The 24,787-nt window shown below is 63.4% G+C and carries 26 protein-coding genes, 1 other RNA gene and 1 pseudogene; 22 read left to right on the top strand and 6 right to left on the bottom strand.

Going from position 1 to position 24,787, the window contains the following annotated elements; genetic code table 11:
- The first annotated feature begins 57 nt into the window (after positions 1–57).
- Genes rfbB through ABIB35_RS13535 form a run of 3 tightly spaced genes read left to right on the top strand, consistent with a single transcriptional unit; the run spans position 58 to position 3,390 of the window.
- The gene (rfbB, locus tag ABIB35_RS13545) at positions 58–1,056 is read left to right on the top strand and encodes a dTDP-glucose 4,6-dehydratase (protein ID WP_354182203.1); all 999 of its coding nucleotides are present in this window, start codon (positions 58–60) and stop codon (positions 1,054–1,056) included.
- Positions 1,057–1,060: 4 nt separating this feature from the next.
- Complete coding sequence (locus ABIB35_RS13540) at positions 1,061–2,488, top strand: sugar nucleotide-binding protein (RefSeq protein ID WP_354182201.1); 1,428 nt, start codon at positions 1,061–1,063, stop codon at positions 2,486–2,488.
- The gene (locus ABIB35_RS13535; RefSeq protein WP_354182199.1) at positions 2,485–3,390 is read left to right on the top strand and encodes a glycosyltransferase; all 906 of its coding nucleotides are present in this window, start codon (positions 2,485–2,487) and stop codon (positions 3,388–3,390) included. The genes ABIB35_RS13540 and ABIB35_RS13535 overlap by 4 nt, the downstream gene beginning before the upstream one ends.
- A gap of 122 nt (positions 3,391–3,512) precedes the next feature.
- On the opposite strand, the gene ABIB35_RS13530 is transcribed toward ABIB35_RS13535, so the two are convergent.
- A complete protein-coding gene (locus tag ABIB35_RS13530; protein ID WP_354182197.1) occupies positions 3,513–5,483 on the bottom strand; it encodes a DUF6541 family protein in 1,971 nt (656 codons plus the stop codon).
- A 305-nt stretch (positions 5,484–5,788) separates the two neighbouring features.
- Here ABIB35_RS13530 and ABIB35_RS13525 point away from each other — a divergent pair, with 305 nt between their 5' ends.
- From ABIB35_RS13525 to ABIB35_RS13515, 3 genes are all read left to right on the top strand, one after another.
- The gene (locus ABIB35_RS13525; RefSeq protein ID WP_354182195.1) at positions 5,789–6,544 is read left to right on the top strand and encodes a glycosyltransferase family 2 protein; all 756 of its coding nucleotides are present in this window, start codon (positions 5,789–5,791) and stop codon (positions 6,542–6,544) included.
- A complete protein-coding gene (locus ABIB35_RS13520) occupies positions 6,541–6,984 on the top strand; it encodes a DUF2304 domain-containing protein (RefSeq protein WP_354182193.1) in 444 nt (147 codons plus the stop codon). Before ABIB35_RS13525 ends, ABIB35_RS13520 begins: the two co-directional genes overlap by 4 nt.
- A gap of 115 nt (positions 6,985–7,099) precedes the next feature.
- On the top strand, positions 7,100–8,110 hold the full coding sequence (locus tag ABIB35_RS13515) for a D-alanyl-D-alanine carboxypeptidase family protein (protein WP_354182191.1): 1,011 nt from the start codon (positions 7,100–7,102) through the stop codon (positions 8,108–8,110).
- A gap of 17 nt (positions 8,111–8,127) precedes the next feature.
- Here ABIB35_RS13515 and ABIB35_RS13510 read toward each other — a convergent pair whose 3' ends face one another.
- Entirely contained in the window at positions 8,128–9,012 is an 885-nt protein-coding gene (locus tag ABIB35_RS13510) for a glycosyltransferase family 2 protein (RefSeq protein ID WP_354182190.1), read from the bottom strand.
- A 258-nt stretch (positions 9,013–9,270) separates the two neighbouring features.
- On the opposite strand from ABIB35_RS13510, the pseudogene ABIB35_RS13505 reads away from it, so the two are divergent.
- The 7 genes and pseudogenes from ABIB35_RS13505 (at position 9,271) to ABIB35_RS13475 (ending at position 13,847) form a co-directional block, all read left to right on the top strand.
- A pseudogene (locus ABIB35_RS13505) lies at positions 9,271–10,496 on the top strand (TadA family conjugal transfer-associated ATPase).
- Complete coding sequence (locus tag ABIB35_RS13500) at positions 10,493–11,347, top strand: type II secretion system F family protein (RefSeq protein ID WP_354182188.1); 855 nt, start codon at positions 10,493–10,495, stop codon at positions 11,345–11,347. The pseudogene ABIB35_RS13505 and the gene ABIB35_RS13500 overlap by 4 nt, the downstream one beginning before the upstream one ends.
- A complete protein-coding gene (locus ABIB35_RS13495) occupies positions 11,344–12,285 on the top strand; it encodes a type II secretion system F family protein (RefSeq protein ID WP_354182186.1) in 942 nt (313 codons plus the stop codon). Before ABIB35_RS13500 ends, ABIB35_RS13495 begins: the two co-directional genes overlap by 4 nt.
- A gap of 24 nt (positions 12,286–12,309) precedes the next feature.
- Complete coding sequence (locus ABIB35_RS13490) at positions 12,310–12,534, top strand: hypothetical protein (RefSeq protein WP_354182184.1); 225 nt, start codon at positions 12,310–12,312, stop codon at positions 12,532–12,534.
- Positions 12,531–12,941, top strand: a complete 411-nt coding sequence (locus ABIB35_RS13485) for a TadE family protein (protein WP_354182244.1) — start codon at positions 12,531–12,533, stop codon at positions 12,939–12,941. The genes ABIB35_RS13490 and ABIB35_RS13485 overlap by 4 nt, the downstream gene beginning before the upstream one ends.
- Positions 12,904–13,365 carry a hypothetical protein gene (locus ABIB35_RS13480; RefSeq protein WP_354182182.1) on the top strand — a complete coding sequence of 154 codons (462 nt, stop codon included), beginning with the start codon at positions 12,904–12,906 and terminating at the stop codon, positions 13,363–13,365. The genes ABIB35_RS13485 and ABIB35_RS13480 overlap by 38 nt, the downstream gene beginning before the upstream one ends.
- A gap of 92 nt (positions 13,366–13,457) precedes the next feature.
- Entirely contained in the window at positions 13,458–13,847 is a 390-nt protein-coding gene (locus ABIB35_RS13475) for a pilus assembly protein TadG-related protein (RefSeq protein WP_502915791.1), read from the top strand.
- Positions 13,848–13,859: 12 nt separating this feature from the next.
- Here the strand turns inward: ABIB35_RS13475 and ABIB35_RS13470 are convergent, their stop codons facing one another.
- Positions 13,860–14,204: a hypothetical protein gene (locus tag ABIB35_RS13470; RefSeq protein WP_354182178.1), complete on the bottom strand. Its 345-nt coding sequence runs from the start codon at positions 14,202–14,204 to the stop codon at positions 13,860–13,862.
- A 109-nt stretch (positions 14,205–14,313) separates the two neighbouring features.
- Entirely contained in the window at positions 14,314–14,826 is a 513-nt protein-coding gene (locus tag ABIB35_RS13465) for a GtrA family protein (protein WP_354182176.1), read from the bottom strand.
- Positions 14,827–15,031: 205 nt separating this feature from the next.
- Between ABIB35_RS13465 and ABIB35_RS13460 the strand changes: the two genes are divergently transcribed.
- From ABIB35_RS13460 to ABIB35_RS13420, 9 genes are all read left to right on the top strand, one after another.
- Positions 15,032–16,711: a DUF2142 domain-containing protein gene (locus ABIB35_RS13460; RefSeq protein WP_354182175.1), complete on the top strand. Its 1,680-nt coding sequence runs from the start codon at positions 15,032–15,034 to the stop codon at positions 16,709–16,711.
- Positions 16,712–16,768: 57 nt separating this feature from the next.
- On the top strand, positions 16,769–17,887 hold the full coding sequence (gene prfB, locus ABIB35_RS13455) for a peptide chain release factor 2 (protein ID WP_354182173.1): 1,119 nt from the start codon (positions 16,769–16,771) through the stop codon (positions 17,885–17,887).
- 158 nt (positions 17,888–18,045) lie between these two features.
- Complete coding sequence (gene ftsE, locus ABIB35_RS13450; protein WP_354182172.1) at positions 18,046–18,831, top strand: cell division ATP-binding protein FtsE; 786 nt, start codon at positions 18,046–18,048, stop codon at positions 18,829–18,831.
- On the top strand, positions 18,828–19,739 hold the full coding sequence (gene ftsX / locus ABIB35_RS13445) for a permease-like cell division protein FtsX (RefSeq protein WP_354182170.1): 912 nt from the start codon (positions 18,828–18,830) through the stop codon (positions 19,737–19,739). The genes ftsE and ftsX overlap by 4 nt, the downstream gene beginning before the upstream one ends.
- A gap of 40 nt (positions 19,740–19,779) precedes the next feature.
- Complete coding sequence (locus ABIB35_RS13440; RefSeq protein WP_354182168.1) at positions 19,780–21,198, top strand: peptidoglycan DD-metalloendopeptidase family protein; 1,419 nt, start codon at positions 19,780–19,782, stop codon at positions 21,196–21,198.
- 42 nt (positions 21,199–21,240) lie between these two features.
- Positions 21,241–21,714 carry an SsrA-binding protein SmpB gene (gene smpB / locus ABIB35_RS13435; protein ID WP_354182166.1) on the top strand — a complete coding sequence of 158 codons (474 nt, stop codon included), beginning with the start codon at positions 21,241–21,243 and terminating at the stop codon, positions 21,712–21,714.
- Positions 21,714–22,076 carry a hypothetical protein gene (locus ABIB35_RS13430; RefSeq protein ID WP_354182164.1) on the top strand — a complete coding sequence of 121 codons (363 nt, stop codon included), beginning with the start codon at positions 21,714–21,716 and terminating at the stop codon, positions 22,074–22,076. Before smpB ends, ABIB35_RS13430 begins: the two co-directional genes overlap by 1 nt.
- Positions 22,077–22,183: 107 nt before the next feature.
- Positions 22,184–22,553, top strand: a transfer-messenger RNA (tmRNA) gene (gene ssrA / locus ABIB35_RS13425).
- 364 nt (positions 22,554–22,917) lie between these two features.
- A complete protein-coding gene (locus ABIB35_RS13420) occupies positions 22,918–23,553 on the top strand; it encodes a uracil-DNA glycosylase family protein (RefSeq protein ID WP_354182162.1) in 636 nt (211 codons plus the stop codon).
- A 96-nt stretch (positions 23,554–23,649) separates the two neighbouring features.
- On the opposite strand, the gene ABIB35_RS13415 is transcribed toward ABIB35_RS13420, so the two are convergent.
- Together ABIB35_RS13415 and ABIB35_RS13410 are read right to left on the bottom strand one after the other, a co-directional pair.
- Positions 23,650–24,051 carry a hypothetical protein gene (locus ABIB35_RS13415; protein ID WP_354182160.1) on the bottom strand — a complete coding sequence of 134 codons (402 nt, stop codon included), beginning with the start codon at positions 24,049–24,051 and terminating at the stop codon, positions 23,650–23,652.
- A gap of 153 nt (positions 24,052–24,204) precedes the next feature.
- Positions 24,205–24,696, bottom strand: a complete 492-nt coding sequence (locus ABIB35_RS13410; RefSeq protein ID WP_354182159.1) for a DUF1269 domain-containing protein — start codon at positions 24,694–24,696, stop codon at positions 24,205–24,207.
- Positions 24,697–24,787: the final 91 nt, after the last annotated feature.

Raw genomic sequence — 24,787 nt, 5'->3', positions numbered from 1 at the left:
CAACGAGCCCGTTCAGGCCCGGACAACAGCGCCCTGACGGGCGGGTAGGGTTAAATCATGCAGAAACTTCTGGTGACCGGCGGAGCCGGGTTTATTGGGTCGAACTTTGTCCACTATGTTCTGGAGCACACCGGTGCCAAGGTAACGGTGCTGGACAAGCTCACCTATGCCGGGAACCGCGCTTCCCTGCAGGGACTGGACCCGGCCCGGTTTACCCTGGTGGAGGGCGATATCTGCGACGCCGCCCTCGTCAATCCGCTGGTGGGCCAGGCGGACGTCGTCGTGCATTATGCTGCGGAGTCCCACAACGACAACTCCCTGCATGACCCGCGCCCGTTCCTGGATACCAACATCATCGGCACCTACACGCTGATCGAAGCCGCCCGCAAGCACGGCACCCGCTTCCACCACATTTCCACCGACGAGGTTTACGGCGACCTGGAACTGGATGATCCGGCCCGGTTCACCGAGTCCACCCCGTACAACCCGTCCAGCCCCTATTCCTCCACAAAGGCCGGCTCGGATCTTTTGGTGCGAGCCTGGGTACGGTCCTTCGGCTTGAAGGCAACGATCAGCAACTGCTCGAACAACTACGGCCCGTACCAGCACGTGGAGAAGTTCATTCCCCGCCAGATCACCAACGTGATCGACGGCGTGCGGCCCAAACTCTACGGTGCCGGGGAAAACGTGCGGGACTGGATCCACGCCAACGACCATTCCTCGGCCGTGCTGCGGATCATCGAGAGGGGCGAGATCGGACAGACCTACTTGATCGGCGCCGACGGAGAGAAGAACAACAAGGATGTTGTTGAACTGATCCTCAAACACATGGGACAGCCCGCTGACGCCTATGACCAGGTCATTGACCGGCCCGGGCATGACATGCGCTATGCCATCGATTCCACCCGGCTGCGCACCGAACTCGGCTGGGAACCGCAGTTCTCCAACTTTGACCAGGGCATTGAGGACACCATCGACTGGTACCGGGCGAACGAAGACTGGTGGCGGCCGCAGAAGGATGCCACCGAAGCCAAGTACAAGGTCCAGGGCCAGTAGCGCCATGGCCCCGGAATTCTCCAAACCCCTTGCCGCCCGGCCCACCTCCATTCCCGGCGTCGTGCTCTACGACCTGCCGATCCACGGGGATAACCGGGGCTGGTTCAAGGAAAATTGGCAGCGGTCCAAAATGTCGGCACTGGGCCTGCCGGACTTCGGACCGGTGCAGAACAACATTTCCTTCAACGAAAAGGCCGGCACCACCCGCGGCATCCATGCCGAGCCGTGGGACAAGTTCATTTCCGTGGCCACCGGCCGGATCTTCGGCGCCTGGGTGGACCTGCGTGAGGGCCCGTCCTTCGGCACCGTGTTCACGGCCGAGATGGGACCGGATACGGCCATCTTCATTCCCCGCGGGGTGGGCAACGCCTTCCAGACCCTGGAAGACAACACAGCGTACACATACCTGGTCAATGACCACTGGAGCGCCGGTGCCCAGGGGCAGTACACGTTCCTGAACCTGGCCGATGAGACCGCGGCAATCCGGTGGCCGATTCCGCTGGAGCAGGCTGAACTCTCGGACAAGGACAAGGCTCATCCGCGGCTGGGCGACGTGGTGCCGATGGCGCCGAAGAAGATCCTGGTCCTGGGCGCCGACGGGCAGCTGGGCAAGGCACTGCGTGCGGAGTACGACGGCGATCCGAGGGTTGAGTTCGCGTCGCGCGCGGACTTTGACCTCACCGATCCGGCGTCCTTCGCCGACCGGAACTGGAAGGACTACACGGCGGTCATTAACGCGGCCGCCTACACGGCCGTGGATGCCGCAGAAACTCCCGAAGGCAGGGCCGCGGCCTGGGCCATTAATGCTCAGGCCGCGGCCCGGCTGGCCCGCGCCGCCGTGGAACACCGGCTGACCCTGGTGCAGGTGTCCTCTGACTACGTTTTTGACGGTACTGCTCAGGTTCATGTCGAGGGCGAGCCGGTGTCTCCGCTGGGCGTGTACGGGCAGTCCAAGGCCGCCGGCGACGCCGCGGTCTTCACTGTGCCCGCGCACTACATTGTGCGCACCTCCTGGGTCATCGGGGAGGGCAGCAACTTCGTGAAAACCATGGCCTCGCTGGCGGCGCGGGGAATCGCTCCGTCGGTGGTCGATGACCAAATAGGCCGCCTGACCTTTGCCGAGGACCTGGCCGCCGGCATCCGGCACCTGCTGGAAACCGGTGCCCCGTACGGAACGTACAACCTGACTAACACCGGTCCGGCGGTTTCCTGGGCGGAGATTGCGCGTGAGGTGTTCCGGCTCTGCGGTGCTGCGCCGGAGTCCGTGACCGGTGTGTCCACCGCGGAGTACTTCGCGGGCAAGGACGGCGTGGCTCCGCGTCCGCTGCTCTCCACCCTGGATTTGGGCAAACTTGAAGGTACGGGGTTTGTGCCCGCGGAGGCGGTGAAGCGGTTGGAGAGCTACCTTCAGCGGCTGGGGGAAGATTCATGAGTACCGAGCCGGATGTGCTGGGCATTTATATTCCGTTCTGGGGTGATCTCGGCTACCTGCGGACTGCGGTGGAAAGCGTCCGCGGTCAAACGAGTCCGCACTGGCAGCTGACGGTCGTCAACGACGCGCATCCGGACCGGGCGGTGGACGAGTACTTTGCCAGCCTGGCCGACGAACCGCGCATCCGGTATATCCGCAATGAGGAAAACTGCGGCATCACGGAAAACTTCCGCCGGTGCGTGCAAATGGCCACTGAGCCGCGGCTGATCGTCATGGGCTGCGACGACTTCCTGCTGCCGGGCTACGTGGACACCGTCATGGCCGCCCACCGCGCCGCTCCCCGGGTGGGTATCATCCAGCCCGGAGTCCAGGTGGTGGACGAGCACGGAAACGCGTCGGTCACACTTGCGGACAGCGTCAAGCAGAAAATGCTCCGCCCCCGGACGCCGCCGGTCAAGACACTGCACGGCGACCGGCTAACCGCCGGGCTGATGCACGGGAACTGGCTGTACTGGCCGTCCCTGGCCTTCCGACGGGATGCGGTCCAGACTCATGACTTCCGGGATGATTTCTCCGTCATTCAGGACCTGGCCCTGATCCTGGACCTGGTCCTGGACGGCGAGGATCTGCTTGTCCTGCCGGATACGGTCTTCTGCTACCGGCGCCACAGCTCCAGCGCCTCTTCCCTGGAACTCGTGGACGGCAGCCGCTTCGAGGGGGAGCGCCGCTTCTTCCGGCTTGCGGCCGCGCTTTCCGGGGACAAAGGATGGAGCCGCACCCGGCGGGCAGCGCTTCTGCACCTCACCTCCCGTGCACATGCACTGGTTCTGGTTCCCGGCGCTTTGCGTACGGGGAACATCAGCGCCGTACCCGTGCTGCTGCGGCACGCCTTCGGCAGCTGACAGGCCTGGGCCCGGCACCCCCACCTCAAACCGCGACGGCGGCCGCACCCGAAACCGGGACGGCCGCCGTCGTTGTTCCGCGAGGGCTTCAATGCTGCGGGCTGCTAACAGCCCGCAGACTGTTAGCAGCCCACAAACCGATACAGCCGCACGTCTCCCACGCTGCTGACCAGGACAAAGTCATCGTCGGTTTCCAAGCCGTCCAGTCCGGGATACGGGTGGTCGCCGCCGTGGACCTCCCGGTCACCGAAGTCCAGGACGTATCCCACGCCCGTAGCGGCCACTGCATCGCAGACGCCCGGAGTATCTTCGGCATCCTTCAGGCTCGCATCGATGATCGTCTGATCCGGAGTACTGGTGGAGAAAATGTGCTTGTGGGTCGTCTCTCGATCACCCAGTGCATAGGCCAGTGCACCACCGGTCCAGGGATTCACGGCGATGACCGCGTCGTCGGGAGTGAGCTCGTCCAGCTCGTCGATCATTTCCAGTTCATCGTTGGTGAGCAGCGCTGCATCGTCGGTGGGGATGTAATTGACGCGGGCCTTGGCAATCTCCGTCTCCATGCTGTTGCCCTGGGTCAGGGGAAACAGGATCAGCGCCGGTACCAGCGTGAGCACCGCGGAGGTGGCGGCGGCCGCAGGCCCTGTCATCCTTCTGCGGCCGGCGGCGGCTACAACAAACTCCATGATCGGCTTGAGCACAAAGTTCAGGCCCAGAACAGCCAACGGGGCGGCTGCCAGGGGCAGTACGGCAGCGAGCCGCTGTGAGTCGTTGTACCAAACGCCGGTCAGGAACATACGGACATCTGAGATCGGAGTTCCGGAAGAGACAGCAAAGAGGGCAACGGCAACTGCAAACGCCCCCGCAACCCACAGCAGCCGCGGCTGCCGGAAGCAGGCAACAATCCCCAGGACCACCAGGATGCTGACCGCCCACGCGGCGGGCGCCCCCAGGGGCCCCAGAAGCAGGGCCTCGCCGACGGCACGAGGCACCGTCTGCACGTTGCCCCAAAACGCATCCTCGGGAGCGGGCCGCACAAAGTTCCACAGCAGGATGACGACGCCCCAGGCGGCAGCAAACAGAACTGTGGGAAGGATGTAACGGGTGGGGGAGGCTTTGCAGACAGCCAGGTCCCGGATGCGGAAGACATAGGCCGAGACCAGGACGGGCAGCGCCAGGGCGATCAGTGTCATGATGCCGTTGGGATGGGCGATGGCAATGCCCGGCAGCGTCAGCACGGCCAGCAGCCAGGCGCGCGGCGCATCGAGCACGGCGGCCGGCGCCTGTTTCAGCACGATGGCGCCCAGCGCCAAACCGCCCGGGACCATCGCCAGAGACAGCAGGTTGGGGTAGAGGACGCCAAAATCCAGCAGCAGAAGGGGGAAGGCGGCAAAGCTGCCGGCCAAAACCCCGGCGCCCAGAACCGCCGCGGGGACAAGACGAACCAGTTGACGGACCGCAAAGAGAATGCTCAGCGGCCACACCGCCGCAGCTATGGCAATACTCACAGCGCTGACCCCCACGGTGAGGGGTGCTCCGGACAGCTGGATGACCAGGGCTGTCAGGCCGTGCCAGGCAGCGGGGTAAAACGTGGGTGCTTCGCCGCCGGACGTCATGGAGCTCAGGGTCAGGGAGGACGCATCTGCAGTCGCGAGCACGTAGCGCACGGCGTTCAAGTGGAAAATGTTGTCGAATGTCTGGGAGAAGTTATCCGGAGCGCCGATGACGCGGGCCACTTGCCGGCCAATCAGCAGGAACGCAATCAGGGCCGCTCCGGCATAAAGCAGTTCCCGGGAGAACGGCGTGTGTTGGCGGGGGAGGGCCCGCGGGAGGAACCGCTGTTCCGCGACTCGGAAAAGCCCGGCGATCACCAGGGCCACAATCGTGGCTGCCGCGAGAACTCCAACGTTCCAGCCGACTCCGGTGATGGAGGCTACAATGGCGGAAACACTAATCAAGGTAACCGAGATCAACGGCGCGAGTGCCAGGGCGTCAAAGGCTCGGATGCGAAGAACCAGCCCCACGGCAATTCCGGGGATGACCAGGATCAACAAAGTGATCATCAGTGCGGGTGCGGCGCTCAGCCAGTCCATGTAAAAGCCTCCGGGGCGTAGACGGTGGCCATAGGGCCGCGACCAATTCTAGCCTTTGCCCCGGAGAATCCCGGCATTGCAGGTGCTGGGGCACCGGAAGTCAAGTGGGTCCGCTCAGCGATGCAGCGGCTCCCGCCGGTGCGCGAACGGCACGCTCCAGCGGGGCGTCGCGATGCATGGCGGCTGCGGGCCTGAGATACTTTAGTAGGGGACGCCAAGAATTTCCCGGAACCCAGCGGGAATTACCACGCTTTCAGCACTAGGAGTTGGAACCACTGAGCGGGCAGAATAAGCACGATAGCGCCATGGACGGGCTCCTCGTGCCGGCAGGTGAAGACCGAATCCTGGTCATCATGCCGGCTTGGAACGAGTCAGAGTCCGTCGGCAACACAGTGACGGAAGTCCTGGGCGCCGTCCCCAACGCCGACGTGCTTGTCGTTGACGACGGTTCGGCAGATGACACGGCGAACATTGCCGAGGCCGCCGGTGCCACCGTGCTGCGCCTGCCGTTCAACCTCGGTGTGGGCGGAGCCATGCGGGCGGGCTTTAAATATGCCAAACGCCATGGTTATATGCGCGTCATCCAGGTGGACGCGGATGGCCAGCATGACCCCAAAGACCTGATCAACGTTGTTGACGGGCTCGAGCATGCGGACATTTCCATTGGCGCCCGCTTTGCAGACAAGGGCAGCTATGAAGTGCGCGGCCCGCGTAAATGGGCCATGTCATTTCTGGGCTGGTCCATCTCCAAGATCGCAAAAACCCGCCTGACGGACGTCACCTCCGGGTTCCGTGCCGGAAATGCGCGCGCCATCGACCAGTACTGTGAGCACTATCCGGCGGAGTATCTGGGTGACACGATTGATTCCCTGGTTGTCGCTGTCCGCTCGGGGCTGACAGTCACCCAGGTGCCGGTGGAAATGCGCCCGCGCCAGGGCGGTCAGCCCAGTCACAACCCGGCCAAGGCTGCGATCTATCTGGGGCGCAGCGGCTTCGCCCTGCTTATTGCCATGTCACGCAAGAAAACCAGCGTGGGAACCGACCGGAGCACCGCGAAATGACCACAACTCTTTTGCCCTTCATCCTCGCCCTCGCAGTGGTTTGCTGGGTGGTCCTGCTGTTGAGGCAGCGCAAACTGAAGGAGAAATACGCGGTCCTGTGGGTCCTTGTCGGCCTGCTGATCGTTGTCCTGGCCGGGTTCCCGCAACTGTTGGGATGGGCCTCCGACCTGGCGGGTTTCGCCGTTCCCTCCAACCTCCTCTTTACCCTGGCCATTTTCCTTGTTCTGGGGGTCTGCCTGCATCTGTCCCTGGAGATCTCAGTCGTCGAGGACGAGACACGGGCGCTGGCAGAAGAGGCAGCAATCCTGCGGGCCGCGCTGGACAAGCTCAAAGCGCGCGTTGACGCCCAAGATGCCGCAAACGCTCCAGGTGCTCCTTCTGATCAGCTCACTGAACCCGGCGGGACCTCGCCGGCGCCCAGGCACGACGATGGCCTGTAGCGGACCCGTCACGGCTGACATCCCAGCACCCGTCTCCTACCCTGAGGTGACGATTCATTCGTTCCTTTTCCGTAGCGGCGGGACGGAGCGTCCCCAAAAGAAGCCAGGGAGGGCCATGAACCGGTTTTCACGCGCGGTCCTCGCTGCCCTGATGTGTGTCCTGGCACTCGCGGTGGCCGGAGCACCCGCAGCCGTGGCTGCCACCGGCATGAAAACGGGCGGCGGTGAGGTAACCGCCATCGACCATGCTTACACGCAGCTGGGTGGAGCCGACAGCGGTATCGGCAAGCCGGTGGGAGCGGAGAACTGTGGCCTGCGGGACGGAGGCTGTTACCGCAACTACGAGCACGGCGGCATTGTCTGGACCCCGGACACGGGGGCCCAGCCGTCCTGGGGTGCCATCCGCGAGGCCTGGGCCGCTTCATCCTATGAAAAGGGTCCCCTGGGCTACCCGGTTGCGGCACCGGCTTGCGACGGCGGCGGGTGCACCCAGCCGTTCCAGCGGGGAACCATTTCCTGGCATCCCGCTGAAGGAACCACGCTGAGCCTGGACATCGATGACCCTGACAGCGTCGCCGTCGTAGTGAACAAGGTGCGCCCGCTGGCCCCGGCGGAATATGCCCCCAACGATCTTTCCGACGTTGATGGTCAGCTCCTTCGCGCTGAGGCAGCCGAAGCGCTCAGTGACCTGAAGCAGGCTGCTGCCGCCGAGGGGGTGGCCGTCCTCGCCATCAGCGGCTACCGCCCCTATTCCCACCAGTCGGAGCTGTACAGCGGCTACACCTCGCTGTACGGGCCGGCGCAGGCGGATACGATCTCCGCCAGGCCCGGTTACAGCGAGCACCAGACCGGGCTGGCGGTGGACATCGGCTCACCGGATGGGCGCTGCGCCCTGCAGGCCTGTTTCGAAGACACAGCAGCGGGGGCCTGGGCAGCGGAAAATGCCCACCGCTTCGGTTTCATCATCCGCTACCCCGCCGAAGCCTCCGCCGTCACCGGTTATGCCTACGAGCCGTGGCACCTGCGCTTTGTGGGCACGCAGACAGCTGGTGGAATGCATGAATCGGGCGCGGCGCTGGAGGAGTACTTCGGCCTGCCCTCCGCGCCGGACTATCCAAGCGAATAGTAGGTAGCCCTGCGGGGTCAGCCAAGCACGTGGCGGGCCATGGTCCGCGTCGTGTGCAGGGAGGGATGCCGCAGGGATGACAGGAGCACGGAGAGCGCATTAAGCCTGGACGTCCAGTGCAGCCGCGCAGCACGTTCAGCTCGTCGCCAGCCCTGTTTCCGGAACCGGCCGGCCTGTTCCCGGAAGTAGCTGCGCTCTTCGTTGAAGCGGCGTCCGTCCGCTGCCCGCACGGAAGAGTCCGACGCCGCATGGCGCCGATACTGGAACGAAACCGGCCCGTCCACCACGATGGATCCGCCGGCGGCAGCAATGTCCATCAGGAGGGCGAGGTCCTGGACGACGTCGAACTCCGGGCGAAAGCCGAATCGAAGAATCGCTTCCGTGCGCCAGGCGAGGGCGGGGAAGTAATGCCAGCCGGCCCTCAGTAGACTGGCGGCCATCGGCTCTCCGCCGAGTACTGCGGGATACGGCCCGGACGGAGCGGTCAGGGTCTTCACCGCATCGGTGAGGGTTTTCGCGCGCTGCCCGGTTCCATCGATGATCTCGACTCCGGGCTGCACCACTGACGCTTCCGGATAGTCCGCGAGCAGGCCCAGGACGTGCTCAAGATAGGACGGCAGCATGATGTCATCGGCGCCCATGATCACCACGGCCGGGGCCTGGGCAAGTTCCAGGGCCCTGCGGTAGTTTCCATTGGCTCCAAGGTTGGTGCTGTTACGCAGGTAGGTGACGCGAGGATCTTCCAACGACTCGAACCAGCGCCTCGGTTCGGGGTCCGGGTAGGCATCGTCCAGGACGGTCAGGTGCCAGTCCTTGCGGGTCTGCGCAAACACGCTGCGGGCCGCGGCCTTCATCAGGTCCACATCACCGTAATAGGGCAGCAGAATATCGACGGCGTACATCTCAGCGGGACTTCCTTCCCTCACCGAAGCTCAGCGGGTGATACAAGGCTAGGGCCGGGCTCAGATGCCTACAACGGTCCCCGTTCGCCGGCGGGTGCAGGGAGCGGAATTACCTGCTTATCCACAGATCCGGGAAACACCCTCGTTTCTGCGCCGAAGGTCTCCTAATCTGACCACCGTGGCCGCACACGGCCGCACCAGTCTCGCGGCAAGGTCAAACGCACCCGTCCTTTCCGTGCTGAATCCGGGGGAAACTCAGTGGACGCCGTTGCAATAGTGGAGGACGAAGTTCGGGAACTGATCCGTCTGCGCGGTCTGGACCCGGCCAGCCAACTGGCTGAGGTTCGGCGCCTTGTGGAGGATGCCGTCACAGACTACGACGAGCGGTCCCTCCTCGGATCGCTGCCCCCGCTGGGTGCGCTGGAGCCCGCCCGCCGCCGTGTGTTTGATGCCGTGGCCGGTTTTGGGGCCCTGCAGCCGCTTTTGGATGACCCCACGGTGGAGGAAGTCTGGATCAACTCGCCCACGGAAATCTACGCGGCCCGCGACGGCCGCTCGGAGCTGACCTCCCTGGCTCTCTCAGCGGACCAGGTGCGGGACCTGGTGGAGCGGATGCTTAAGAGCTCGGGACGGCGGCTGGACCTCTCCTCGCCGTTTGTCGACGCCTCGCTGCCGGATGGCTCGCGCCTGCATGTGGTCATCCCGGACATTACCCGGCGCCACTGGGCCGTCAACATCCGCAAATTCATTGCCCGGGCCAGCCGGCTTGAGCACTTGGTGGAGCTGGGGACTTTGACCCCGCAGGCGGCTCGCTTTCTTGGCGCGGCGGTTGCCAGCGGACTAAACGTTCTGGTTTCCGGAGCAACCCAGGCCGGCAAAACCACCATGCTGAACTGTCTGGGTGCCTCCATTGGCCCGCGGGAGCGCGTCGTTACGGTGGAGGAGATCTTTGAACTGCAACTACCGCTGCGGGACGTCGTGGGGTTGCAGTGCCGGCAATCAAATTTGGAAGGCGTGGGGGAGATTCCGCTGCGGAGGCTCGTCAAGGAGGCCCTGCGGATGCGGCCGGACCGCCTGATCGTTGGAGAAGTGCGGGAGGCGGAGAGCCTTGACATGCTCATCGCGTTGAATTCCGGGCTTCCCGGCATGTGCAGCGTGCACGCCAACAGCGCCCATGACGCGATCACCAAAATCTGCACCCTCCCGCTGCTGGCCGGAGAGAACATTTCCAGTTCCTTCGTGGTTCCCACCGTTGCCTCCTGCATCGACCTTGTTGTTCACTGCGCCCGCAATGGCGCCGGCAAGCGCCAGGTCATGGAGATTATGGCGCTGGGCACCAGAGTGGAAACGGCGTGATCGAATCCTCCTCCATTTTCCAGCGAACCGACGGCCGGCTGGAAGTGACCGCCGCGTCCATGCCCGCACCGGAAAAATTTGCCCGTGCCGGGTTCAATGTGGCTGAACTTCTGGAGGTGCGGCCATGAGCGCCGCGGCAGGGCTGTTGCTGGGGCTGGGACTGTTCCTGGTGTGGCGGTCCTGCTGGGTCGTGCCGGTTAGACCGGCCCGCCCGCGCCGCAGCAGCAAGCTGGAAGATGAGCTGCTCCAGGCGGGAATCCAGCGGGTGACACCCCGCGCAGTTGTCGCCAGCAGCATTGCAGCTGGATTGCTGGTGGCCCTGCTGGTGCTTGCCGGAACCGGAGCCATTCCCATTGCTGCGTGTTTTGGTCTCTTCGGGTCAGGCGTTCCGCTGTTCCTGGTCCGCTGGCAGGCCCGCAAGCAGCGACGCTCCCGGGCAGAACTCTGGCCGGACGCCGTGGATCACCTGCGGTCAGCTATCAGGGCCGGGCTGTCCCTGCCGGAAGCGCTGATCCAGCTGGGGGACAATGGGCCCCAGGAACTGCGGCAGCCCTTCCGGGACTTTGCAGCCGACTACAGATCCGGGGGAGCGTTTGACCATTCCCTCACGAGGCTGAAAGCGAACCTCGCGGATCCCGTGGCTGACCGGATTGTGGAGGCACTGCGCCTGACCCGCGAAGTGGGAGGCTCCGATTTAGGCCGGTTGCTCGGCACGCTTAATGAGTTCCTGCGGGATAACGCCAGGACCCGGAGCGAGCTGCTGGCCCGGCAGTCCTGGACGGTCAATGCTGCGCGCCTGGCCGTTGCCGCCCCGTGGATTGTCCTCATGCTCTTAGCAAGCCGTCCTGAAGCCATCGCCGCCTACAACTCGGCCGCAGGAGCTTCGGTACTGGCCACCGGAATCGTGGTGTCGGTGGTCTGCTACCGGCTGATGCTCAGGATCGGTGCCCTTCCGGAGGAAGAACGGGTGCTGCGGTGAGGGCGCCGTGGTTCCTCGCTGTTTTCTGCGGCATTGCCCTGGGCTCGTCCCTTTGGTTCGCAGCTCTGCGGCTGCCCTGGCTGCGGCCCGTCACGTTCACCACCCGGATCGCGCCCCAGCTGCGCACCGGGGGCCACGGCTCGCGCCTGCTGCTTGAGCCGGCAGGGGACCTCACTCCCTTCGGCCCGCTGGAACGGATCCTGCATCCGGCCCTGCACCTGGCTGTTCGCCGCCTGAACCGCCTCAATCCGGTCACCCGTGACCTGGAACGCCGCCTGGATCGAGCCGGACAGGGACTGACGGTCCTGGATTTCCGGGCCGAACAGGTCCTGTGGACCGGCGGCGGTTTCCTCTCCGGCGGCGTCATTGCTGTGTGGCTGGCCAGCCTGGGCCGGGTGGGAATACCAGGGGTTGTTGCCGTCACCGTGATGGGAGCAGTGCTGGGGTTTGTCCTTCGGGACTACCGCCTCAGCTCTCAAATCAGGAATCGGGAGACCCGGATGCTCGCCGAGTTCCCCAGTCTGGCGGAAATGATGGCGCTCGCGGTCGGTGCCGGCGAGAGCGCCAACGGTGCCCTGGAACGCATAGCGCGCACCGCCCACGGCGAGCTGGCGGGGGAATTCGCCCGGATCCTGTCCGAAACCCGATCCGGAGTGCCGCTGACCAGTGCCTTGCAGCACTTTTCTGACCGTGTCCGGCTTGCTCCGCTGTCCCGGTTCGTAGACGGCCTCACCGTGGCCATTGAACGCGGCACCCCGCTCGCTGATGTCATGCGCGCCCAGTCCCAGGATGTGCGGGACCTGGCCAAACGCGACCTGATGGAAAGCGCTGGAAAGAAGGAGATTGCCATGATGGTTCCTCTGGTTTTTGGCGTTCTTCCGCTGACAGTGCTCTTCTCGATTTTCCCCGGTCTTTCCCTGCTGGGAATTGGACTCTAGGACACCCAATGAAAGGAACACCCCATGCGCACCATCCATGCACCCCGGCTCCTGCTCCTGCTCGGCACCTCGCTGCTCGTCCGCGGCGGTCAGACCCTCAGAAGCGGGGACCACGAACGCGGCGACGTCCCCGGGTGGGTGATGATCACTCTCATGTCAGCCACGTTGGTAGCCGTGATCCTCTTTATGGCAGAAGAGGCACTGACCACCATGTTCAAGGCAGCAATGGACAAGGTCAACAATCCCTGAGCACTCTGCGCTCCCGCGGGCGCGGTGAAACGGGGTCGGCGGTCGTTGACTTTGTTATGGTCGGCGCGCTGGTAACCCTGTTGTTCATGTCGATTGTCCAACTCGCGCTGGTCCTGCATGTCAGGAACACGCTGATCGATGCGGCTGCGTCAGGGGCGCGCTACGGAACGCTGGCTGACCGCACACCGGCCGACGGCGTGCAGCGCACTGCTGAGCTGATCCGTCTTGCGCTGAATGACTCGCTGGCCGAAGACGTGACGTTCGAAGAGACAACGGTCAGCGGTGTGAGGATGCTGCAGGTCACCGTGAGGGCACCGCTTCCCATGATCGGTTTCCTGGGACCAAGCGACGGATTGGAGGTGACCGGTCATGGATTCTGGGGACAGGATGCAGCTGCGGGCGGCTGACGCCGGAACAGGCCCAGGGGAAGAAGGCAGCGCCCTGGTGGAATTCATCTTCCTCGGCCTCGTGTTGCTGGTTCCCGTGGTGTACCTCATCGTCACGGCCGGGCAGGTGCAGGGCGCGGCGTTTGCCGCCGTCGGTGCCGCTGAATCGGCAGCGAAAGTGTATGCGGATGCAGAAGACCCGGAGGCCGGCGAACGGCGGGCCAGGGTGGCGGCGGAACTGGCTTTCACTGATTTTGGCTTCCAGCCGGAAGAAATGCTGCTGGATATTTCCTGTTCTGCGCAATGCCTGTCACCCGGGTCCACCGTGACGGCCCTGGTGAGCTTCGATGTCCCCCTGCCGCTGAATCCCGGTCTTCCGGGTATGGATTTTGCCCCGGTGAGCGTTGACTCGTCGTCCACCCAGATTGTTGAGCGTTACGGATGAGCCCACCGAACAGTGCCGCATATGTGCGGGTCCGGACCCGATCTCGTCCTGGCGGTGAGGAGGGTCAAATCGGAGTCCTGATTATTGGCTACGTGCTGGTGAGCCTATTGGTGGTCTCCGTGGTTATGGGCGCCTCGGCTCTCTATCTAGGCCACAAGAAGCTGCTCTCCGCTGCGGACGGCGCCGCCCTTGCCGCCGCTGACACCTTTTCCCTGGGACCGGCGCCGGTTTCAGGGGCAGGACCGGAAGCCGTGTTAGCTCCGGCAGCGGTCCAGGCGGAGGTGAACCGCTATTTGGCCCAGACCAACGCGGCCGACCGCCTGCCGGGACTCGCCGTTGACAGCGAAACCGGAACCATGGACGGACGGACCGCCAAAGTGGTGCTGACCGGCGTCGTTCATCCCCCGCTGGTGAATTTCCTGGTGCCGGACGGGATACCGATCACAGTCGTCAGCGAGGCACGGGCACGCCTGAGCCAGTAGGCGCGGGACGGGCTAGGACGCCTTCGCCTGTGTCTGGACGGCGGGTGCGTGGCCCCGGCCTCCGTGGTCAATCTCCAGCAGTTCGCCGCGAGCGTCGTAACAGAGTGTGACCGGTTCACCGTACTGGTCACACTCCGGGTCGGGGCAACGGTCCTTCAACGGCCCTTTGTACTCATTGGAGAAATCAACATTCCACTCGTCCATCTTCGCCAGGGCCCAGGGATCGCCCTCTCCTACGAGCAGCTCGAGCTCTTCCAAGGAGTAGCGGCGGCCCGATTCGGGGTGGCGGACAGGCAGAGCGGACGCGGCTCCAGTGGTTGGTTCAGTAGCTTCTTCAGTGGCTTTCCGGTTGCTCACATTCGGCTCCTTCGGCATGTGCTGACATTTTTAATCTACTGCGGGGCACGGGCATTCCCCGAAAGGCCAGCGGTGTGTCAGACGCTAGGCGCGGGATGGACCAGTGGCATCAGGGGAGCCGTCCGGGTTCGCTTCCGGACTGCTCTTGCGCACCCGATTCCACAGGGGCAGTGGAAACTGCCGCTGAAGCAGCAGCACCCGGGGCCGCTGCCGGAAAGATCCAATACTTGTAGATGTAAAAATTCCACACCATGGTGAGCGCCGTAGAGACCACCTTGCCGGCGGCGTAGGTGAGCCCGCTCTCGGCGAAGAGCAGCACAATGGCGTCAGTAGCGACGATATTGAACACCACGAGAGCCCCGTATTTGAAGGCACTGACGTGGCCCTTGTTCGTGGCTTTGAAGGTGTAGAGGCGCTGCATCAGGAAGTTGAACACCAGACTGGTAACGAAGGCCACGGGCGTGGCGATCCACAACGCAACCCCTGCAACCTCGTGCAGGATCATCAGGAGGCCAAGATCGATGGCGAAGGAGAGTCCTCCGACAACTAGAAATCTCACCACGCGGCGTTCCAGGAACGCGGTCGCCGCAGCCTTCGCGTTGTCCATTCTGCTTAGAGCCATTGCATCTTTTCTTAGTCGCTGAACCGGATCTGCCGCCTCCGGCGGACCGGCAGGCAGACCCCAAGAGTGCACTAAGACTAACGCCTGACCGGAATTTTGCTGAACTAAGGGTTCCTCTGTCTGCCAAGTAGACTGGTCACCGTCAAGGCGTCGGCTCCGCGCAGCTGGAGTCGACCGGACCATTAAACGAGTAGGACACCGACGAATGAATGTGCTGCACCGCCGCGTCCGCCCGCGGTCCTTTGCCGGACGGCTGTTCCTTCCCCTGACCTTCCTGGTCCTCGCCGCGCTGTCTACGCTGTGGGCCTTGGCTTCCCCGCTGATGGCAGTGCCGGATGAGCCGGCCCATGCCATCAAGGCGGCTTCAGTGGTTCGCGGTGAACTCCTGGGCGTGTCCGGCGGCGAGCAAGGGGACCGTGCCACCGTTCAGGTGCCCGGATACATCGCTGACCTCCCGGCGCAGGCCTGCCACGCGTACGACGGGAGCATCACGGCCGATTGCGCCCCGGTAGTCGACGCCGATGACACGGCGTTGACCGCCGCCGAGACGAGCGCGGGCAATTACAACCCGATGTACTACTTCCTGGTGGGGTGGCCTTCACTGTTCATGTCCGGGGCGCCCGCCGTCTACGCGATGCGGATTGTGAGCGGACTCATCGGGGCGGCTTTCCTGGCTGTTTCCCTAGGGGCTGCGGCCCGTCTCCGCCGCCCCCGGTGGCCGGTGGCCGCGGCGATCGTCTCGCTGACTCCCATGGTGCTGTTCCTGAACGGGTCGATCAATCCCAACGCACTGGAGATCGTCACCACGGCTGCGCTCTTCCTGAATCTTTGTGTTGTCTTCGAGAACACGACGGCGCTGAAGTCAGTGCGGACCAACATTGTTCTGGTGGGGCTTTCAGGGGCCGTGCTGGCAAACACGCGGTCGCTGTCACTGGTCTGGCTGGCCATGGCCGTACTGGTTCCGCTGATGATGTATGGCTTCAAACCGCTGCTCACCGTTCTCAAGAACCGGCTGGGACTGGCCATGACCGCGGTGATCGGCGTCGGGTGTGTGCTGGGCCTGCTCTGGGTGCTGCAGGCGGACAGCCTTAAGAGCCTGACCGGTCGGCCCGTCGACATAAGCCGGCTGGACGCGGCACAAATCATGCTGGACCGAAGCTTCAACTACGTGTCCGGGTATATCGGCTATATGGGCTGGTTGGACACGCCCCTTCCCATGGGCGTCTACATCTTCTGGCATGCCGCTATGGGAGCAGTTGTACTGATGGGCCTGGCAGCGCCGAAGCTGCGTGACCGGCTGGCAGTACTGCTTCTGATCGCTGCTGCCCTTGCGCTGCCGCCGATTCTGCAGGGACAGGTGATCCAGCAACTCGGCTGGATCTGGCAGGGACGTTATCTGCTGGCCGTCATCGTGCTGCTGCTCCTGGCCTGCGGCGTGGCTTTCCGGGAGGTGGCTTTCCCCACGGGTGATGTGGCCCGCAGAGCGGGCCGCTGGCTGCTCGCCGGCGCAGCTGCTGCCCATCTGTACGCCTTTCTGTATGTGCTTCGCCGCTATACCGTGGGGCTGGAGGAGACTATTCGGTGGCCGGGCATGCTGGAGGAAAGTGTCTGGCAGCCACCCTTCACCTGGCAGGTGCTCGGCACGCTGTATTTCCTGGTCCTGGCAGCCGGCGCCGTCCTGGCCTACCGGGCACTTTTCCAGCCTGCATCCCAGCCTCTTGTGACGACGGCCGAGGACGCCGGGGCGCCCTCCCCGACCCCGGAGAAGCAGACTGCTTCTGCGCCGGAAACTTCTGTGCCGGAAAATCCCGTTCCGGCTGTGTCCGGGCCGGCAGCATCCGGTGCTGCGGCCCGGCACCGTCAGCCTGGGGCAGAGGGTAAGTAGTGGGGCCAAAACTCCGGAAAGCGGCGGCGCGGGCACATGGCGTAGGCTGTAATCACCATGGCTGAAATTGATTTTCCCGCGGAGATCCGCGCCCTCAGGTCCACTTTTGCTTCCATCGAGGAGGTCTCCGATGTAGCGAAGATCAAAGAGGACATCGAAGAGCTCAGCGAAATGGCGGGGGTTCCAGATCTTTGGGATGACCCTGCCGAAGCGCAGAAGATCACCTCAAAGCTCTCGCACCGGCAGTCGGAACTGGAACGGCTCGAGAAAATCCAGTCCCGCATTGATGACCTTGAGGTCCTGGTGGAACTGGCCCAGGACGAGGCAGACGCCGATTCCAAAGCAGAGGCCGTGACGGAACTGGCGTCCCTGCGGAAGTCACTGTCCCAGCTGGAGGTGGTCACCCTGCTGTCCGGCGAGTACGACGCACGCGAAGCCGTGGTGACTATTCGTTCCGGTGCCGGGGGAGTGGATGCAGCGGACTTTGCCGAAATGCTGCTGCGTATGTACCTGCGCTGGGCAGAGCGGCACGGCTATCCCACCACTGTCCTGGACACCTCCTACGCGGAGGAAGCGGGACTGAAGTCCGCCACCTTTGAGGTCAAGGCACCGTACGCCTTCGGCACGCTGGTGGTGGAGGCCGGTACGCACCGGCTGGTCCGCATCAGCCCGTTTGACAACCAGGGCCGCCGGCAAACCTCGTTTGCGGCTGTTGAGGTCATTCCCCTGATCGAGCCGACCGACCACATCGAGATCCCGGACAACGAGATCCGCGTGGATGTCTTCCGTTCTTCCGGCCCCGGCGGGCAGTCAGTGAATACCACCGACTCCGCCGTCCGGCTCACCCACCTTCCCACCGGCACGGTAGTGTCCATGCAGAATGAGAAGTCGCAGCTGCAGAACCGTGCTGCGGCCATGCGCGTGCTGCAATCCCGTCTGCTGCTGCTCAAGAAGGAACAGGAAGACGCCGAGAAGAAGGCGTTCGCCGGTGACGTGAAGGCGTCCTGGGGCGATCAGATGCGCTCCTATGTGCTGAACCCGTACCAGATGGTCAAGGACCTGCGTACCGAGCATGAAGTGGGCAACACCTCAGCGGTGTTCGACGGCGAGATTGACGACTTCATTGACGCCGGCATCCGCTGGCGCGCCCATGGCAGCGTGTCCGCCCGCAAGTAGCACCAGGGGAACCAGCGGCCGGTAGGAACCGCAGCGGATTCCGACACACCGGCAGGAATCTCCCGCTGCAGGTGGAACCGTCGATATAGTCGAACAGCCGGCGCCCTTTTCCCAAACCAAGGCCCGTGTCCCGGCCGATTGATGGGCGCTAAGCAGACATGATCACTTTCGACAACGTCACCAAGGTCTATGACCGCAACTCCAGGCCGGCCCTGAACTCCGTGAACCTCGAAGTGGACCGCGGCGAGTTCGTGTTCCTGGTCGGGGCCTCAGGATCGGGCAAGTCGACCTTCATCCGGCTAATCCTCAAGGAGGAGCACGCGTCCCGCGGGACCGTGTACGTAGCGGGATCCAACGTAGCGAAGATTCCCAGTTGGCGCGTGCCGCGCCTGCGCCGGGGAATCGGCGTCGTCTTCCAGGACTTCCGCCTGCTGCCGAATAAAACCGTTTTTGCCAATGTGGCCTTTGCCATGCAGGTGATCGGACGCAGCCGGGCCGTCATCCGCGATTCAGTTCCCGAGGTCCTGAAGACCGTGGGGCTGGAGGGCAAGGACAACCGGCTGCCGCATGAGCTCTCCGGCGGCGAGCAGCAGCGCGTGGCCATTGCCCGTGCCATCGTGAACAAGCCCGGAATCCTCCTGGCTGACGAGCCCACCGGAAACCTTGATCCCACCACGTCGCTGGGCATCATGAAGGTCCTGGACCGAATCAACCAGAACGGCACCACCGTGGTCATGGCCACGCACGACGACGACATCGTCAACGCGATGCGCAAGCGCGTGGTGGAACTGCACCACGGCAAGATAGTGCGCGACGAGCGCGAAGGCATCTATCTGGGCGCGCCCCAGACACAGCAGGGGGCAGTGATCGCGCAGGAAAACGTTATCAAGTCCGCCGACGCAGTCCGCTCACCGGGCTCCACCGGAGCGGGGGCCGCCGGATGAGGCTGGCATTTGTCCTGGGCGAGATCGGATCAGGCATCCGGCGAAACCTCTCGATGGTCGTCTCGGTCATCCTGGTGACCTTTGTCTCGCTGACCTTCGTGGGGGCGGCCGGGCTCCTGCAGCTGCAGATCGGGCAGATGAAGGGCTATTGGTATGACAAGGTGCAGGTGGCGGTGTTCCTGTGCGTGGATTCCTCAACCACAGCCTCCTGTGCTTCCGGACCGGTCACCGCTGAACAGCGGGATTCCATTGAACAGCAGCTTCAGTCCCCGGCCTTCTCCCAGTACGTTGCCTCAGTGGACTATGAGGATCAGGCGACGGCGCTGAACCACTTCCGCGAGCAGTTTGCCAACTCCCCGCTGGTGGACTCCGTGACCGCAGACCAGCTGCCGGAATCCTTCCGTGTGTCCCTGGTGGATCCGGAAAAATACGAGGTCATCCATGAGGCGTTCTCCTCCATGCCCGGCGTGGAAACCGTGAGCGACCAGCGTGAACTTCTGGAGAAGGTCTTCTCCTTCATGAACATGGCGTCGCTGATTGCCCTGATTATCGCCGGGGTGATGCTGGTCTGCGCCATCCTGCTGATTGCCACGACTATCCGGCTATCGGCCTTTAGCCGCCGCCGTGAGACCGGTATTATGCGCCTGGTGGGAGCGTCCAAGGCTGTGATCCAGCTGCCCTTCGTTCTGGAAGGCGTGATAGCCGCGGTCATTGGTGCGGTGCTGGCATCGGGTACGCTGTGGGCAGTGGCACACTTCTTCATCGGTGCCCTGGCCAAGGCTTACCCTGCAACAGCGTTCATTTCGGCTCAGCAGGTACTGGTCCTTAGCCCTGTTCTACTCATTGTTGGGGCTTTGCTGGCAGGCGTATCGTCCCTGCTGACGCTTCGACGGTACTTAAAGGTTTAGAGTGTGCTCACTCTGGAGAGAAAGCTGAAAGACCCCATGGATGGTTACATCAATGCTTAGCGCCGGTTCGCAGGAGGCTTCGCGGCCTGCCCTGCGCAAAACCACGGTCGGCGTGGTTGCCTCCGCCATGCTCGCCCTGACGCTGGCTTTCAGCGGCACAGCTTCTGCCGATGAACTCGATGACCGCAAAGCGGCCATCGAGTCGGAGCAGCAGAAGGTCCAGGAAAACTACGAGTATCTCGACGCCGAATCCAGCCGGAAGGTTGCCGAGCTGGCGGTCTACCAGCAGCAGCTTCCCGGTGCCCAGCAGGCCCTGGCGGATGCCGAAGGACGTGTCTCAGCAGCGGCAGGAAAAGTGAGTGCGCTGACTGACCGGGTGGCGCTCGCGCAGGAAACCCGCAACACCATTTCCGCTCAGATTGAGCAGGACCAGGCGGCCATGGATGACACGCAGGAAGTCATCGGCCAGATCGCGGCGCAGGCCTATAAGAGCGGTGGAGTGCCCTCCAGCTTTTCATTGATCCTCGGCGCTGACGGGGCCGACAGTCTCACGGATTCCATGGGGCTGGCGGAGCAGGTCCTGCGCGGCCAGAATGCAGCCATGCAGCAGCTCTCCCAGCAGAGTGCCACCAATGTGAATTCCGAAGCACGGCTGGCTGCGGTGGAAGAAGAAATCTCCAACCTCAAGGCCCAGGCTGAGGATGCCCTGAAACTGGAACAGGCAGCCCGCGACTCGGCGGCGGCGGAGAAGGCCAAGGTCGATTCCCTGATCGAGCAGACTGCGGCCGCAAACGCTGCCCTTGAAGCGAAGAAACCAGTCATTCAGGCCCAGCTTGCGTCCCTGGAAACAGCGAAAGCCAAGGCAACGGCCGATATCGCTGAACGCCAGCGCGCCCTCCTTGAGAAGGCACGCAAGGAAGAGGAAGCCCGGATCGCCGAGGCGAACCGCCGCGCCGCGGAAGAAGCAGCACGTAACAACAAGCCGGCTCCTGTGCCGGAGGTTCCGTCGGTCACGCCCACAAATCCGTCTGCCTTCGGGTTGAGCCTGCCCGTGCAGGCCCCCATTTCTTCCGGGTTCGGGTGGCGTGCGACGCCGCCGGGCACCATCGATTTCTTCGGCACCGGCGGCTATCTGCACTCAGGCATCGACTTTGCTCCCGGCTGTGGGGCTCCGGTCTACGCGCCGGCCTCCGGCGAGGTCTATCGTGCCGATCAGGGTCAGCCCGACGGCATGATCGGCACCGGCAACCGCGTGGTGCTCGACCACGGCGTCGTCGGCAACGCTGCCCTTGCGACGAACTACTATCACCTGACCAGCTTTGTGGTCTCAGTTGGCCAGTGGGTCAATGCGGGCCAGCTCATCGGTTACGTCGGAACCACCGGTAATTCCACCGGCTGCCACCTGCACTTTGAGACGGTGCTGAACGGCGCCCTGGTTGACCCCATGGGCTTGCTGTAGGCCTACAATAGAGTTTTCCCTTCGTCGTAAAGGAGTTGCCCCGTGCCCAAAGAAAGTGGCCGTAAGGTTGTGGCCACCAACCGCAAGGCCCGGCACAATTACGAGATCCTCGACACCTATGAAGCCGGCATGGTTTTGATGGGAACCGAGGTCAAGTCCCTGCGGGAGGGCCGGGCGTCTCTGGTGGACGGATTTGGAACCTTCTACAACGATGAACTGTGGCTCGAGGCCGCCTACATCCCTGAGTACCTCAACGGCAGCTGGACCAATCACTCGGCCAGACGACGCCGCAAGCTCCTGCTGCACCGCGAGCAGCTGGACAAAATCATGCAGAAAACCCGGGAAACCGGCTTCACCATCGTTCCCCTCCAGCTCTACTTCCTGGATGGGCGCGCCAAGGTGGAGATCGCCGTGGCCCGGGGTAAGCGCGACTACGACAAGCGCCAGACGCTGCGTGAAAAGCAGGACAACAGGGAAGCCCTGCGGGACATGCGGGAGAAAAACCGGGGCGCCTGATGAGCGGCACCTTCTGGGAGCTACAGGCTGAGGACAGCGTTCCGGAAGACAAAGTGAGGGCTCCCGTGTGGGCCTGGGTTGTCACCGTCATCGATCTGTTGATTGTGCTGGCGGTGATTCCGGTGGTGATCCTTGTGGTTGTACCGTTCTTCTTCGTCTATTACGTGTATCTGGCATCTCTGCTGGTGTGGGTGGCGCCGGTCCTGCTGGGCGCCAATGTGGCGCTCTTCGGGTGGGCGCTGCGGCACCGGGCGCCGGGAAAAACCGCGGTGAGTATTCTTGGAGTCTTCTTCGTGGTGATCTCCTGGGTGGTCCTCAAACTGTGGGAGATGCCCGTCATCGTCCTCGGCCTGCACTTCTAGCGGACCAGCCTGCAGCCGGGTTGCCCTGCGCAGCAGCGGTGGAGATGGGCTACACTTAACCAACCGGTGCGGCTTGCGTGCCGGATTTTGATAAGTACATACACAATGGGGATGACAGGTTTCGACGGTGTTAGTCGAGACAGGTGAAGCGGGCCGAGGATACAGGGTTATCTCGTTAACGCTCCTTGTAAAACAATAAGTGCCGATTCAAAGCGCACTGACTTCGCTCTCGCTGCCTAAGCAGCGGGCATAGTCCGTCAGCCCGGGAATGCTCTCGTCCCGGATCCTGGCGTCATTTAGAGGGCCACTGCTGAACATGCTCGCCGTTGGCGTGTTCGGGACTCTTAGACGGCTGGGCCCGGATCAGCTGCTTGTCTGCATGACAGCTGGGGCCAAGAAAATCCACCGCAGACTGCGCCCGGAGAAGCCCTGACAACACGACATCGGACGGGGGTTCAATTCCCCCCATCTCCACCCATAAAAGTAAAAAGCAGGAAAGACCCTTTCGGGCGTCTTTCCTGCTTTTTGCTTTAACGCTCTTCCTGCACCTAAGCGCCTTTGGCCTCACCGCAGGCATTGGGCGGGGAGTTGTTGGTCACACGGTCCCGGCTTTTCGGCTCTCTTTCCATGGAGCGGGGGAGGAGGGGCGGTAGGAATTGCTAGACTGGCAGGAGCCGGAAACCTGTTGTCAGGAACCGCATCCGGCCCTCCGCTGTAGGCGGGTCCGTGAATACCGCCGCGTACCGGCGCCGCGGGTTCGGCAGCATCCGCCCGTACGTGCTCCGTCCGGGCACATGAGCTATAACCGGTCGATACGACCCTGTAGGAGACGCACCACTTTATGCAAAGCCTGGACCATGGAACACAATCCGAAGAACTCTGGAACCGTCGCTACGATGACAACGTCGCTGAAGTCAATCAGCTCTGCGATTCGCTTAAGGCGCTGAAGCCCGGCACCGAGGTGCCCTACGTTGATCCCATGCACGACGTGGGAGAGACCCGCATTGTGAGCCTGTTCTCCAACATCGGCACTGCCCATAAGTCGGGCTTTATCACCGCGGGTGACGACGACGCCGTTGCCCGGCTCCTGGGAGTCCACTGGCAGGTGGGCCTGCGCCCGGAGTACGTCATGCCGTGGAACACCTACCCGTGGTACGTTCCCGGGGAACCGAACGGGAAGCTGACCAAGGAACAGATCCAGGAGGGGCTGAAGCCGCTTCTGCGGTTCCTGGCCCTGGTGCCCCGGGCCTCGGCAATTGTCGCCCACGGCACTGAGGCGCAGCGGTTGTGCGCAGCATTCCTCAAGACTGAGAACAGAATGATCTACCGGCGCAGCTTCAAGATTTACAAGGCGCGTTCCGTTGACGGCCGTGCCTTTGGTGCCACCGCCGAGCGGCAGGAAGAAGGCCTGGCGACCATGCGGATCGCCTACAAGGACGCGATGGCGCGCACCGGGTTGGCCATTCCCGGCAGCTAGGCAGCATAAACACTAAAAGACCAGGCGTGCTCTGCAGCACGCCTGGTCTTTTGGTGTCTCGAGTCTCTTAGTGCCCGGAGCGTCTAAGGGGTGGCTTCAGTGCCCGTCCGAGGCTGGTGAGCGGCCCGGAACCTGTTCGGCAGGGACGTCTACAAAGCCCATGAAGCGGCTCCCGATGCCGTCATACTCACCACGGACATGCCCGGCCGGCGCCTCGGGAAGCTCGGAGTCGTCGTGGTCCGCGCACGCCAGGAAGGCGAAGTCCGGCCACCACTTTTTGGGACGCGCTTTTTCGCGGTATCCGCAGGCTGCGCACTCCAGCTCTACCCACACCGGCCGTTTTCCGGTCCGGTTTGCCCTGGACTGGACCAGCCATGCCGGCGGGGCCGACTGCAGCTGGTCAAGCTCGTCCTCAGTGAGGCGGGCGGGAATTCCGTGGCGGGTAGCCATTTCAACGGGGATATCTAAGGCAAGTGCGGCCTGGCGTCTGGTAATCATCCCCATCAACGATACGGGACAGCACGGGCCACACCCGCGCCATGGGTTCTGCCGGACCGCCCGCAACGGAGGCCGGACCATCGACGCGGACGGTCCGGCCCCAGATGTTGCCGGTTATGGGGTTGCCGGCAGGCCGGCAGCGGCAAGGGGAAACTAGTCGGCGAATGCCTGCCGCAGATTGGCTTCCTGCTCCTTGGAGAGGTTGGTGTAGATCAGCTTCGCGTCAGGGAAGCTGCTACGAAAGGCTTCCAGGACACGGTCTTCCACCGCGTCTGAGGAGAGAACAAACAAAGCCGATGTCCCCGGTGTTACTTCGGCGCGAACCTGCTTGATGAAGTTATCGTCGATCCCCACGTCCACCATGGATCCTGACAACGCACCAACTGCAGCCCCTACCACCAGGCCCACGAGTGGGACAAAGAAAATCAGCCCAAACAGCAGACCCCAGAATCCGCCGCCCAGGGCTCCTGCCCCCACCAAATTGTGTTCCTGGACCGTCCGGGGCTTTTTCTTATCCTGCGGCCAGGTGACGTAGGCCTCATCTTGGACGTTGATCAATCCCTGCGACTGCAGGGAGGAGAGGGTCTCGGTTGCTTGTTCAGCCGCGCCTGAATCCGGGAATTTCCAAACGGTCAATGTTGCCATGGCAGTGTCTCCAAACGATCGGGATCCAGAAAACGTCCACCTGATATGGGACCGATCTGGCGAAGTAGCGCCCACACTAACGACGCAGAAA

The sequence above is a fragment of the Arthrobacter sp. UYP6 genome (assembly GCF_040547315.1).
Taxonomy (GTDB): Bacteria; Actinomycetota; Actinomycetes; order Actinomycetales; family Micrococcaceae; genus Arthrobacter_B.
Note: the sequence above shows the minus strand (reverse complement) of the source record. Positions and strands in the feature narration are given on the sequence as shown.